The 12,910-nt window shown below is 71.3% G+C and carries 10 protein-coding genes and 1 pseudogene; 7 read left to right on the top strand and 4 right to left on the bottom strand.

Features of this window, described 5'->3' with window-relative positions:
- Positions 1–357 precede the first annotated feature (357 nt).
- Complete coding sequence (locus JL475_RS17055; protein ID WP_202278569.1) at positions 358–1,383, top strand: polyprenyl synthetase family protein; 1,026 nt, start codon at positions 358–360, stop codon at positions 1,381–1,383.
- A 147-nt stretch (positions 1,384–1,530) separates the two neighbouring features.
- Positions 1,531–3,429: a BTAD domain-containing putative transcriptional regulator gene (locus JL475_RS17050; RefSeq protein ID WP_307825070.1), complete on the top strand. Its 1,899-nt coding sequence runs from the start codon at positions 1,531–1,533 to the stop codon at positions 3,427–3,429.
- Positions 3,430–3,439: 10 nt separating this feature from the next.
- On the opposite strand, the gene JL475_RS17045 is transcribed toward JL475_RS17050, so the two are convergent.
- The 3 genes from JL475_RS17045 to ctaD form a co-directional block, all read right to left on the bottom strand.
- On the bottom strand, positions 3,440–3,823 hold the full coding sequence (locus tag JL475_RS17045; RefSeq protein WP_202278567.1) for a DUF6269 family protein: 384 nt from the start codon (positions 3,821–3,823) through the stop codon (positions 3,440–3,442).
- 159 nt (positions 3,824–3,982) lie between these two features.
- Entirely contained in the window at positions 3,983–4,330 is a 348-nt protein-coding gene (locus JL475_RS40040) for a hypothetical protein (RefSeq protein WP_307825069.1), read from the bottom strand.
- Positions 4,331–4,333: 3 nt separating this feature from the next.
- On the bottom strand, positions 4,334–6,154 hold the full coding sequence (gene ctaD, locus JL475_RS17035; RefSeq protein ID WP_237407370.1) for a cytochrome c oxidase subunit I: 1,821 nt from the start codon (positions 6,152–6,154) through the stop codon (positions 4,334–4,336).
- 203 nt (positions 6,155–6,357) lie between these two features.
- Here ctaD and JL475_RS17030 point away from each other — a divergent pair, with 203 nt between their 5' ends.
- From JL475_RS17030 to JL475_RS17010, 5 genes and pseudogenes are all read left to right on the top strand, one after another.
- Positions 6,358–7,059, top strand: a complete 702-nt coding sequence (locus JL475_RS17030; protein WP_202278566.1) for a TetR/AcrR family transcriptional regulator C-terminal domain-containing protein — start codon at positions 6,358–6,360, stop codon at positions 7,057–7,059.
- Between the two features lie 203 nt (positions 7,060–7,262).
- Positions 7,263–8,251, top strand: a pseudogene (locus JL475_RS17025) (NAD(P)-dependent alcohol dehydrogenase).
- A 188-nt stretch (positions 8,252–8,439) separates the two neighbouring features.
- Positions 8,440–9,297 carry a TIM barrel protein gene (locus JL475_RS17020; RefSeq protein ID WP_202278565.1) on the top strand — a complete coding sequence of 286 codons (858 nt, stop codon included), beginning with the start codon at positions 8,440–8,442 and terminating at the stop codon, positions 9,295–9,297.
- Positions 9,298–9,344: 47 nt separating this feature from the next.
- Complete coding sequence (locus JL475_RS17015; RefSeq protein WP_202278564.1) at positions 9,345–10,238, top strand: 2-hydroxy-3-oxopropionate reductase; 894 nt, start codon at positions 9,345–9,347, stop codon at positions 10,236–10,238.
- Between the two features lie 310 nt (positions 10,239–10,548).
- Entirely contained in the window at positions 10,549–10,785 is a 237-nt protein-coding gene (locus JL475_RS17010) for a hypothetical protein (RefSeq protein WP_109378915.1), read from the top strand.
- A 207-nt stretch (positions 10,786–10,992) separates the two neighbouring features.
- Here JL475_RS17010 and gcl read toward each other — a convergent pair whose 3' ends face one another.
- Entirely contained in the window at positions 10,993–12,777 is a 1,785-nt protein-coding gene (gene gcl / locus JL475_RS17005; protein WP_202278563.1) for a glyoxylate carboligase, read from the bottom strand.
- Positions 12,778–12,910 lie beyond the last annotated feature (133 nt).

The following is a 12,910-nucleotide window of genomic DNA, read 5'->3' as shown; positions in this document are numbered from 1 at the left end:
TCCTTGGTGCTTCCGGGGCTGGGGGTACCGGGGCCGAAGCATGGGGTCGCCGGTTCTCCCGCAGTCTGGCCGCGGGTTCCGCCATGGACCACGACGAGCCGCCAATGCGGCAAGAACCTGCCAGGACCGTTGCCCGCGCTCCGGGCCCGGTGCGACAGTCCTGGCGTCCGCAGCGCTACCCGGTGCGACAGTCCTGGCGTCCGCAGCGCGACCCGCCGCGGACGCCGTCCACCGCCCGGCCGTCCGACCCTGCCGCGGCGGCGGAAGGGCATCCGGCTGCCCGGAGCCGGCCTCTCGCGGCGGCCGTCCGTAGTGTCCGGCCGGAAGATTCCGTGCCTCATACCTTCAGGAGCCCGGATGAACATGTTGAGCGCCCCGGAGCGCAGTTCTCTCGTGTCCGGGCTCGCCGCCGACGAACCGGCACTGCGGGACCGGCTGGCCGAGCGTCTACAGAGCGTCGAACAGCGCCTTCAGGAGCGCATCGCCCGTAGCGCCGACCCCCGTGTCACCCCGCTCGTCGGGCATCTCGTGGCCACCGGCGGAAAGCGGCTTCGGCCCCTTCTGGTCCTGCTGGGTGCAGAGTTCGGGAACGCGGAGAGCGAGGGGGTCGTCGACGCGGCCGTCCTGGCCGAACTGGTCCACGTCTCCTCCCTCTACCACGACGACGTCATCGACAACGCCGACACACGGCACGGTTCCCCCAGCGCCAACGCCCGCTGGGGGAACCGCCGCGCGGTGTTCGCCGGGGACTGGCTCCTCGCCCAGGCCGCCCAGCTGGCCTGCGAACTCGGGCCGCACGCGGTGCGGATGAACTCGGTGACCGCCGACCGGCTGGTGCAGGGCCAGATGCTGGAGCTGCTCGGTCCGGATTCCGGGACCGCTCCCCTGGACCACTACTTCCAGGTGACGGCCGGCAAGTCCGCGTCCCTGATCGCCCTGTCGCTGCGGCTCGGTGCCCTGCAGGCGGGCGCGTCCGACGCGTACGTCGACGTTCTCGTCGAGTACGGCGAGCAACTGGGCCTCGCCTTCCAGATATCCGACGACCTCCTCGACATCGGTGCGTCCGCCTCCTCATCGGGCAAGGAACCGGGAAGGGACGTGGAAGCCGGGGTGCTCAGTCTCCCTGTGCTGCTCGCCCTGTTCGGCGACGAACCGGGCGACGGTGAGCTGCGTGCCCTGCTCGCCGCCGGGCCGGCCGCCGGGACGCACCCGCACCGCCGGGCGTTGGAACTCCTGCGGGACTCCCCCACGCTCGCCACGGCCGGGGCCATGATGGACGATCGCCTGGCCCTGGCCCGTACCGCCCTCGCAGCCCTGCCGCCGACCCCGGCGCGCAGGGTCCTCGGCTCGCTCTGCGACTTCGTGGCCCACCGCATGGGCTGAACCACCTTCTGGAGACCGAACATGCCGGGGTACAGCGACACCGTGCGCGACTTCGTCCGACCCGGATCCGCGGGAACCGGCCGCGTCCGGCCACCCGCCACGCAACCGCGCCCGGCCGCCGGGCCGCGAGGACAAAGACCGGCGGGTGTGAACGGCTTCGAGCCGTCCGTGTTCCGCGTACTCGGGTCGGTCGAGGCCGAGACCGGCGGACGGACGGTCACCCTCGGCGGAGCGAAGCAGCGCACGGTCCTCGCGGCGATGCTGCTCGCCGGGGGCCGTCCGCTCTCCGACGACCGGCTCAAGGCCCTGCTGTGGGGGTGCGAACCGCCCGCCACGGCGACGGCCCAGCTCTACACCTACATCTCCCAGCTCAGGAAGTGCCTGGGTACCGGCGTCCACCTGGAGCGGCACGCCCACGCCTACCGACTGGACACACGGGGCGCCTTCCTCGACTGGACGGCTTTCGAGAGCCTGGTGGACCGCGGTCGCGCGGACCTGACGGCGGGCCGCTACACCGCGGCCGCCGACCGTCTCGGGCAGGCGCTCGCGCTACGGCGCGGGCCGGTTCTCTCCGATGTCACCGTCTACCTCAGGGAACGCCAACGGCCCTTGCTGGACGAGGCCCTCCTCTCCGCGCGGGAAGACCGGATCGAAGCCGAACTGGCCCTGGGACTCCACGACACGGCGGTTCCGCAGCTGATGCGGCTCGTGATGGAGAACCCCCTGCGCGAGCGGCTGCTCGGCCAGCTCATGACCGCTCTGCACCGGTGCGGTCGGCAGGCGGAGGCCCTCGCGGTGTACGAGCGCGGCCGACGGATGCTCCGTGACGAGCTGGGGGTGGACCCGGGCCAGGCCCTGCGTGACATCCGGCAGGCCGTGCTGACGGGCACGCTCGCGCGGTCCGTCGCGCGCGGGGAAGCGGAAATCTCCGGCGCGGCGCTCGCCCTGCCGGACGGTGGGCCCCGCCGCTCCGCGGTGGCGCGGGTGCGCGACCGTGGCGCCTGGAGCGGTGTCGTGCCCGCGATGCTGCCCGCCGATGTCGCGGACTTCTCCGGTCGCCGCCGGGAGCTGGCCGGCATCATGGCCGAGCTGCGCCGAGCAGGGCCCTCCCCCGTCGTGGTGACGGGCGCCGCGGGTACCGGCACATCAGCCCTGGCCGTGCACGCCGCGCACCGGGCACGGCAGAGCTTCCCGGACGGGCAGCTTCACGCCGACCTGTCCGGAGAGTCCGGACGCCCCAGCTCCCCCGGCGAGGTGCTCGGCTGGTTCCTGCGGGCCATGGGCGTCGCGGAGCACGAACTTCCGGCTTCTGCGGAGGAGCGCGGCCAGCTCTACCGCAGTCTGCTCGCCGACCGCCGGATGCTGGTGCTCCTGGACAACGCCGTGGACGACCGCCAGGTCCGCCCGCTGCTGCCCGGCACGGGCGGCTGCCGCACGCTGATCACCGGCCGGGACTCCTTCACCACCCTGCCGGGGGTGCGTCCGGTCCCCCTCGGCCCGATGAGCGCCGGGGAGGGCCGCCGGATGCTGAGCGCGATCGTGGGGCCCGAACGGACCAGGAACGAGCCCGACGCGGCCGCCCGCATCGTCGACCTGTGCGACCGGCTGCCGCTCGCCCTGCGGATCGTGGCGGCCCGGCTGGCTGCGCACCCGCGCCAACGACTCGCGGCGGCGGCGGCCCGGCTCGAACCGGAGGAACACAGGCTCGACGAACTGCGGGAGGGCGACCTGGACGTCCGGGCGGCGCTGTCCTCCGGCCACCGGCGGGTGACCGGACCAGTGCGCACGGCCCTGGGTGTCCTGGCGTCCGGCTGCCCCGACGTCTTCGACTCACAGGAGGCGGCGAACGTCCTCGGCTGCCTGGAGGAGGACGCCGAGGACGCTCTGGAGATGCTGGCCGCCGCCCGCCTGCTGGAGGTGTCCGGTCCGGTCCCGCACCGCTACCGCCTCACGCCGCTGGTCCGCCTCTTCGCCCGCGAGCAGAGCCGCGGGGGAGCGGCTTCACCCGGCACGCCGGACGGCGGGCGGCGACCGGTCGTCTGCTGACGGAGCACGGTCAGCCGCAACCTCCCGCGTGCCCCTCGTCGAGGCGGAACGACATCAGGGAGCTCTCCTCACTGCTGTGCGGGAGCAGCGAACAGCTCAGGGAGTCGATGTAGGTGGCCACCAGATTGCTCCACCGGATGCCGGAGTCGAGGTCCCGCCGGTCGAGCAGTTCCGAGGACGGGCCGACAGGCTCGGTTCCCCCGAAGCCGTCCTGCTGCACGAGATCCCAGATCGTGTTCCTGGCGGTCGCCTCGTCGGACACGCTCTGGTCGTTCAGGACCGCCATCAGATTCACCCCTCCCTGTTCCGACCAGGAGGTGATCTCCTCCTCCAGTTCCGCCAGCAGTTGGTCGCTGTCGCGGCCGTCCCCCTCATGGGGCGTTCCCTCGCTCATAACCGCCTCCCTCGTCGACACGGATCCGATCGATCAGTACCGGAACAGCATCCGGGAAGCGTCTATGAATCACCTATGGAAAGCTCCTGCCCGAACTTCCTGAACCCACCGTGGCTCGTGAGGTGGACGCGAGGTCATCGCCTCGGGAGGTCCTGTCGTTCACCCCTCCGGCGTGCGGGCGGGGCCGGGACGGCGCACCTGTGTCCAGAGGCGGGCCGCTTCCCGTGCGCCGCGCCGGCGGTGGACGACGGCACGGGCCCAGAGGCCGGTCGTGACGGTCGAACCCGTCAGGGCCGCGGCACAGGGCAGCCACCAGCCCCCGGTGACGAGCAGGAGTACGGCGACGACGGCTGTCGTGCTCCAGCCGCTGAGGCAGGCCACCGCCTCGGCACGACGGGACGCGGGCCGGTCGGCCCCCGCGCGCAGATCCACGAGGGCCGGCACGTACCAGACGGAGCCGGCCGTGGTCACCGCCGCGGCGCCGAGGGCCAGGACTGGATGGGACACGGCTCAGCCCACCGTCTCCATGGCGGCGATCTCCGGATGGTGCACGTCGAAGGCGGGGGACTCGGACCGGATGCGTGGCAGGGAGGTGAAGTTGTGGCGCGGGGGCGGGCAGGACGTGGCCCACTCCAGGGAGCGACCGTAGCCCCAGGGGTCGTCGGCCTCGACCTTCTCGCCGTACTTGACCGTCCGCCACACGTTGTAGAAGAAGGGCAGGATCGAGATGCCCAGCAGGAACGACCCGATCGACGACAGGGTGTTGAGGGCGGTGAAGCCGTCGGCCGCCAGGTAGTCCACGTAGCGGCGGGGCATGCCCTCGGCACCCAGCCAGTGCTGGACCAGGAAGGTGAGGTGGAAACCCGCCGTGAGCGTCCAGAAGGTGATCTTCCCGAGCCGTTCGTCGAGCATCTTGCCGGTGAACTTCGGCCACCAGAAGTGGAATCCGGCGAACATCGCGTACACGACGGTGCCGAAGACCGTGTAGTGGAAGTGCGCGACGACGAAGTACGAGTCGGTGAGGTGGAAGTCCAGCGGCGGCGAGGCCAGGATGACTCCGGTCAGTCCGCCGAAGAGGAACGTGACGAGGAAGCCCGCGGTCCAGAGCATGGGCGTCTCGAACGACAGACTGCCCTTCCACATCGTGCCGATCCAGTTGAAGAACTTCACGCCGGTGGGGATGGCGATCAGGAAGGTCATGAAGGAGAAGAACGGCAGCAGCACTCCGCCCGTGGTGTACATGTGGTGCGCCCAGACGGTCAACGACAGACCGGCGATGGCGATCGTCGCGCCGATCAGCCCCATGTAGCCGAACATCGGCTTGCGGGAGAAGACCGGGATCACCTCGGAGACGATGCCGAAGAACGGCAGGGCCAGGATGTAGACCTCGGGGTGGCCGAAGAACCAGAACAGGTGCTGCCACAGCAGCGCCCCGCCGTTCGCCGCGTCGAAGATGTGGCCGCCGAACCTGCGGTCGTACTCCAGGGCGAACAGCGCCGCCGCCAGGACCGGGAACACCATGAGGACCAGCACGCTGGTGAGGAGCACGTTCCAGGTGAAGATCGGCAGGCGGAACATGGTCATGCCCGGCGCGCGCATGCAGATGATCGTGGTGATGAAGTTGACCGCGCCCAGGATCGAGCCGAAGCCGGACAACGCCACGCCCATGATCCACAGGTCGGCTCCCACGCCCGGCGAGTAGACGGTGTCGGAGAGCGGGGCATACAGGAACCAGCCGAAGTCGGCGGCGCCGTCAGGAGTGAGGAAGCCGCTCGCCGCGATCGACGAACCGAAGAGGAACAGCCAGAAGGCGAGCATGTTCAGCCGGGGGAAGGCCACGTCCGGTGCGCCGATCTGCAACGGCATGATCCAGTTCGCGAACCCGGTGAACAACGGCATCGCGAACATCAGCAGCATGATCGAACCGTGCATCGTGAACGCCTGGTTGAACTGCTCGTTCGACATGATCTGCAGTCCGGGCCGGGCCAGCTCCGCCCGCATCAGCAGCGCCATCACACCGCCGACGACGAAGAACACGAACGCGGAGACCAGGTAGAGCGTCCCGATCTTCTTGTGGTCGGTGGTCGTCAGCCACTCCACCCACGACGGGCGCGCGGTCCCGGGCGCGATCTCCCGGGGATGTCCGGGCGCCCCCGCGCCGGAAGCCACGTCGTGCCCCTCCGCGGCCTCCACCTCTTGCACCTCTCGTATCTGCTCCTCGTCCACCGCCGGCGCCCTGCCCTTCCGCTCATGTCCGTACACGTCGTCGACGAGCCGGGAGAGGCCGGGTCGAACCGGAGCGGACGCGGCACTTCCCGGCCGCTGCCACATGATCCTTTCCGGGTACCGGGGTCGGTCAGGGCCGAACAGTCCATACCGGGGCCCGGGGGGAGGGCCCAACGGCCCTGATGCGGGTCAGCGGCCGGGGTTCGTCGTGGAGGCCGGGAGCTACCATGGCGCGCGCACCGCCCTCCCCGGTTTCCGGCACCTGTCGGGGACGGGGGCGGGCTCCGGGGCTTGCCGCACGAGAGGGGATGGTGGAGATGGCCACGCAGGCCGACACCGCCGCGCGGGCCCGTGCCCCTCTGAGCAGGGAGCGGGTTCTGGGCGCCGCCATCGCCCTGGCCGACGAGGGCGGGGTCGACGCGCTCAGCATGCGCAAGATCGCACAGGCGCTCGGAGTCGTGCCCATGGCGCTGTACAAGCACGTGGCCAACAAGAACGAGTTGCTGGACGGCATGGTCGACGTCCTCGTCGGCGAGATCGACCCACCGGCCGCCGGCCCCGACTGGAAGGCCGTCATCCGCCTGCGGGTGCTGTCGGCCCGCCGCATGCTGTTGCGCCACCCGTGGGCGGCCGGGGTCATCGAATCGCGCATGAAGGCGCGGACCGCTCCGACGCCTGCGGTGATGGAGTACCTGGACTCGATGATCGGGATCTTCCGGGCCGGAGGGTTCTCGATCGACCTGGTCCATCACGCGATGCATGTGATGGGAAGCCGTCTGCTGGGCTTCTCCCAGGAGCTGTTCCAGGAGGCCGCCGGAAGCGAGCCGGATCCGGACGCGATGCCGCCGGAGGAGATGGCCGCGCGCTACCCCCACCTCACCGAACTGGCCATGGCGGTCGCCCACGACGAGGAGTCCGTCGTCGGCCCGGGCTGCGACGACCAGTTCGAGTTCGAGTTCGCCCTGGACCTGACGCTGGACGGCCTCGAGCGGCTCCGGGGCGTCTCCTGAACCGCGGGTGAGGACTCGACTGTCCCTGCCTGAGCCCTCTTGACCGCGTCGCCCGGAACCCGCCTGTTCCCTCCCCCTGGTTCTGGCTGGTTCTGTCCATTGACCGGTGTACGCCGTACACCTAGCATCCTGACCCAGGGGGGTGTACGGCGTACACCCCCCTCTCCGGGCAGCAGCCGAGCACGAGAGAACGGGGAGAGCCGATGAAGGCGATCGTGCAAGAGCAGTTCGGCCCGCCGGACATTCTGCGACTGGCGGACGTCGACCGGCCCGCGATCGGGGCCGACGAGGTACTGGTGCGGGTGCATGCCGCCGCGATCAACCCCTACGACTGGCACATGCTGCGCGGCGACCCGTTCGTGTCGCGGCTGATGGGAGCCGTGGGGCTGACCCGGCCGAAGTGCCGGGTGGCAGGGATCGACGCGTCCGGCCGGGTGGAGGCGGTCGGCGCCGGCGTGCACGGGCTCCGGCCCGGCGACGAGGTACTGGGCTTCTGTCCGGGCGCCTTCGCCGAGTACGCCCGCACCACTCCGGACCTGCTGGTGCCCAAGCCCGCGAGCCTGACCTTCGAGCAGGCCGCGGCCGTGCCGATGGGGGCGGTGACCGCTCTGCGGGGCATCAGGACCGTGGGCTCGGTGCAGGCCGGGCAGCGGGTGCTGATCAACGGGGCCGCCGGCGGTGTGGGCACGTTCGCCGTGCGGATCGCCGCGGCCCAGGGCGCGGAGGTCACCGGGGTGTGCGGCACCCGCAACGTCGAACTGGTGCGCTCACTGGGTGCCACGCACGTCGTCGACCACACCCGGGAGGACTTCACCGACGGACGTGCGCGCTACGACGTGATCCTGGACAACGTGGGCAACCACCCGCTGCGTCGACTGCGCCGGTCGCTCACCCCGACGGGGACCTTGGTGGGCAACGGCGGCGGCTCGCCCGGCCACGTGTTCGGGGCGGTGGGCTCCATGCTGCGCCTGACCGCGGCCGACGCGTTCGTCCGGCAGCAGCTCCGCGTGATCATCCCGGCCACCCCGGCCGGGCCGACCCGGGAGGATCTGCTCACCGTCACCGCGCTCATCGAGGCCGGCAAGCTCACCCCCGTGGTCGACCGGACCTACCCCTGGCCGACACGGCCGAGGGCATACGCCATGTGGAGCAGGGCCACGCCCGCGGCAAAGCCGTGGTCACCGTGGAGTGACCGCACTTGTCACGCGCCACCGCCATGACGTTCATCGCCCGCTCCCCGGGCCGACACGCCTGACGCCGGTGCGCACCCTCGCGCGCGGCCCCTCTTGACAGCCCCGAGCTCCACGGGCAATCTTCCATTAAGCAGAAAAAAGATTCCGTAATGCGGAATGAAAGTCGAAGGGAAGGGAGCACGGCCCGATGCCAGGTGCCGAGTGGAGTACCGCCGCAGAGCAGCGCTTCGACGTCAACCTGTCGATCCTCTTCACCGAACTCCCGCTCCTGGAGCGCCCCGCGGCCGCCGCCGCGGCCGGTTTCACCGCGGTCGAGCTGTGGTGGCCCTGGGCCGACTCGCCCACCCCCGAGCGGTCCGAACTGGACGGTCTGCGGAAGGCGATCGAGGACGCGGGCGTCCGGCTCACGGGCCTGAACCTCTACGCCGGGCAGCTCCCCGGCCCGGACCGCGGCGCCCTGTCGATCCCGGGCGAGGAGTCGGAGCGGTTCCGTGCCAACGTCGAGGTCGCCGCGGGCTTCGCCGAGTCCCTCGGCTGCACCGCCCTCAACGCGCTGTACGGCAACCGCGTCGACGGCGTGGACCCCGCCGAGCAGGACGCGCTCGCCCTGGAGAACCTCGCCCTCGCCGCCCGCGCGGCCCACCGGATCGGCGCGATCCTGTTGGTCGAGGCGTTGAACCGGCCCGAGTCGCCGCGGTACCCGCTGGTGTCGGCGACGGCGGCGGTGCGGGTCGTCGACGCGGTGAACGCGGCCACCGGGCTGGGCAACGCCCGGTTCCTGATGGACCTGTACCACCTGTCCAGGAACGGTGAGGACCTGCCGGCGGTGATCGAGCGGTACGCCGCGCGGACCGGCCATGTGCAGATCGCCGACGACCCCGGCCGCGGTGCCCCCGGCACCGGCTCGCTCCCGCTGACGGACCTCCTCGGACGGCTGCGGAAGGCGGGCTACGCGGGCTGGGTCGGCCTGGAGTACAAACCCGGCGACCGGCCGAGCGCCGAGGCCTTCGACTGGCTGCCGGCCGAGGCCCGCGCCCCCCGCTGAGCAGTGGACGCCCTCAGACACCGCAGAGCGAAAGAGAGGCACCCCGCATGAGCACCGGCCTTCCCAAGGTCTCCTGGATCGGCCTCGGCATCATGGGCTCCCCCATGTCCGAGAACCTGGTCAAGGCGGGCTACGACGTCACCGGCTACACCCTGGAGCAGGAGAAGCTGGACCGGTTGGCCGCCGCGGGCGGCACCGCCGCGTCCTCCGTCGCCGAGGCGGTCCGCGACGCGGACGTGATCATCACCATGGTGCCCGCGTCCCCCCAGGTGAAGGCGGTCGCCTACGGACCCGACGGCATCCTGGAGAACGCCCGGCCCGGTGCCCTGCTGATCGACATGTCCTCGATCACCCCGCAGACCTCGGTCGACCTGGCCGCCGCCGCGGGGGACAAGGGCATCCGGGTGCTCGACGCCCCGGTGTCCGGCGGCGAGGCGGGCGCCGTCGAGGCGGTGCTGTCCATCATGGTCGGCGGGGAACAGGCCGACTTCGACCGGGCGAAGCCGCTCTTCGACGTACTCGGCAGGACGGTCGTGCGGTGCGGACCGCACGGCTCCGGTCAGACCGTGAAGGCCGCCAACCAGCTGATCGTCGCCGTCAACATCCAGGCGTGCGCCGAGGCCGTGGTCTTCCTGGAGAAGTCCGGCGTGGACCTGACGGCCGCGCTGGACGTCCTGAACGGCGGTCTCGCGGGCTCCACCGTACTGACCCGCAAGAAGGACAACTTCCTCACCCGTGACTTCACGCCCGGCTTCCGCGTCGACCTGCACCACAAGGACATGGGCATCGTCACCGACGCCGCCCGCACCGTCGGGGCGGCCCTGCCCGTCGGCGCGGTGGTCGCCCAACTGGTCGCGAGCCTGCGCGCGCAGGGCGACGGCGGCCTGGACCACTCCGCGCTGCTGCGCGCGGTGGAGCGGCTGTCCGGCGCCCGGGTCTGACCGTCCGACCCGCGTACGGCCGCCGACGGGGGGCGAGGCCGTACGCGCGGCCCGCGGGGTCTTTCCCGCGGGCGGGCGAGGGCGCCGCGGCGGCGTGCACGCCAGTGCGGTGGTGAAGGCCGCCGGGGCACCTCCTTCGACCTGAGCGGAGGGGCACCCGGCGCCGTCGCACCCGCCGCGGTCCCGAGCCCGGCCCACCGACCCCGTCCGGCGGCGCGAACACACCGTCGCGCCCGGCCTCGCGCCGCCGGACGGTCACGCCCCCGGCGTCCGGGGTGCGGATCCGCACGACGGGCAGGAGTCTGGGGGCATGGCACCTCCCACCGAGCAACCGCACATCGTGGTCCATGCCCCGGCCCTGGACGGCTCGCGGCGGGTCACCTCGGGCGACGAGACGCTGGGCGTCGCCTCGCACGTCGACGACGTCGGCGAGATCCTGCGGCTGGCCGACCTCTATGTCACCGACGTCGAGGAGGCCGACCTCATCGAGTGGCAGGGCGGCGGCCCCGACGACTGGCCGGGCCTGTCGGAACACCACGAGGCCTGAACGCGTGCCGCCTCCGCCGACGAGGACGGACGACCGTACCGTCCACCGGTTCTACGACAGCGGCCGTAGACCGACCACGGCACCCTCAGATCAAGCTCTGAACCGGACCCGGAAGGCTTCGAGCACCCCCGCCGACGGGTACACACCCAGCACACGGGGCCCGCCGGCACGGGGGCGGCGGGCACCGTGCCCAGGAGGAGCCGTTCGTCAGGCCTTCAGCGTCCTGATCGAGGTGGGGGCGTGCCACGGCTCCGTCGCGATCTCCTCGAACTCGACGACGTCGCTTATGTCGTTGGTGGTCGACATGGAGATGTCGGTGACGCGCTCCAGGATCGCCTCGACGACCACCGGGACCCTGAACTCCGCGGCGAGCTTCTTGGCCTCCTCCAGTGCCGGTCCCAGTCCGTCGGGTTCGGTCACCCGGATCGCCTTGCAGCCGAGGCCCTCGGCGACCCGTACGTGGTCGACGCCGTAGACGCCCAGTTCGGGCGCGTTGATGTTCTCGAACTCCAGGTTGACCTGGAAGTCGATGTCGAACGCCCGCTGCGCCTGACGGATGAGGCCCAAGTAGGAGTTGTTGAGCAGGACATGGACGTAGGGGATCTTGTGCTGCGCCCCGACGGCCAGCTCTTCGAGCATGAACTGGAAGTCGTAGTCGCCGGACAGGGCGACCACCTGCGCGCCGGGGTCGGCCTTGGCCACGCCCAGTGCCGCCGGGACGGTCCAGCCGAGAGGACCGGCCTGACCGCAGTTGATCCAGTGCCGGGGCCGGTGGACGTGCAGCATCTGGGCACCGGCGATCTGCGAGAGGCCGATCGTCGAGACGTACCGCGTCTCCGGGCCGAAGGCCCTGTTCATCTCCTCGTAGACGCGCTGCGGCTTGATCGGGACGTCGTCGAAGTGCGTACGGCGCTGGAGCGTGGCCCGCTTCTCCTGCGCCGCGGCCGCCCAGGCGGAACGGTCGGGCAGCCCTCCCTCGCCCCTGAGCTCCCTCGCGACCTCGACGAACAGCTCCAGCGCGGCACGCGCGTCGGAGGCGATGCCGTAGTCGGGGGCGAAGATCCGGCCGATCTGGGTGGGGTCGATGTCGACGTGGACGAAGGTCCGGCCGGCCGTGTAGACGTCGAGCCTGCCGGTGTGGCGGTTGGCCCAGCGGTTGCCGACGCCGAGGACGAAGTCGGACTCCAGGAAGGTCGCGTTGCCGTAGCGGTGCGAGGTCTGCAGGCCGACCATGCCGGCGTTCAGTTCGTGGTCGTCGGGCAGGACGCCCCAGCCCATCAGGGTCGGCACGACCGGTGTGCCGGTCAACTCGGCGAACTGGACGAGGAGTTCGGCTGCGTCGGCATTGAGGACGCCGCCGCCCGCGACGATCAGGGGGCGCTCGGCGGCGTTCAGCATGCCGAGCGCCTTCTCGATCTGGGCGCGGCTCGCGGCGGGCTTGTGGACGGGGAGCGGCTCGTACGTCCCGGGGTCGAACTCGATCTCCGTCCGCTGCACGTCGATCGGCAGGTCGACGAGGACCGGGCCCGGCCGGCCGGAGCGCATGAGGTGGAAGGCCTGCTGGAAGACGCCGGGGACCTGCGCGGCCTCCAGGACGGTCACCGCCATCTTGGTGACCGGCCTCGCGATGGCGGCGATGTCGACGGCCTGGAAGTCCTCCTTGTGGAGCACCGCGGTCGGGGCCTGGCCGGTGACGCACAGGATCGGAATGGAGTCGCCGGTCGCGGAGTACAGGCCGGTGATCATGTCGGTGCCGGCCGGACCGGAGGTCCCGACGCAGACCCCGATGTTGCCCGGTCGGGCGCGGGTGTAGCCCTCGGCCATGTGCGAGGCGCCCTCGACATGGCGGGCGAGGGTGTGGGTGATGCCGCCGGATGCCTTGAGCGCCGCGTAGAAGGGGTTGATCGCCGCGCCGGGGACACCGAACGCGTCGGTGACGCCCTCGCGCTTGAGGATTTCGACTGCCGCGCGGGCAGCGGTCATTCGAGCCATGGAGTACTCCTGCTTCGGCTGTCGGATTCGCACTCCCGTCGCGCCCTGCGGTGCGTTCATTCCGTATTACGGAAAATACTTTCTGCTATCTGGAATGAATGTAGGCAGGGTGGGCGAAGGCCGTCAAGAGAGC

Origin of the sequence: Streptomyces sp. M2CJ-2 (genome assembly GCF_016757295.1) — a bacterium.
Taxonomy (GTDB): domain Bacteria; phylum Actinomycetota; class Actinomycetes; order Streptomycetales; family Streptomycetaceae; genus Streptomyces.
This window is presented reverse-complemented; position numbering and strand designations above follow the sequence as displayed.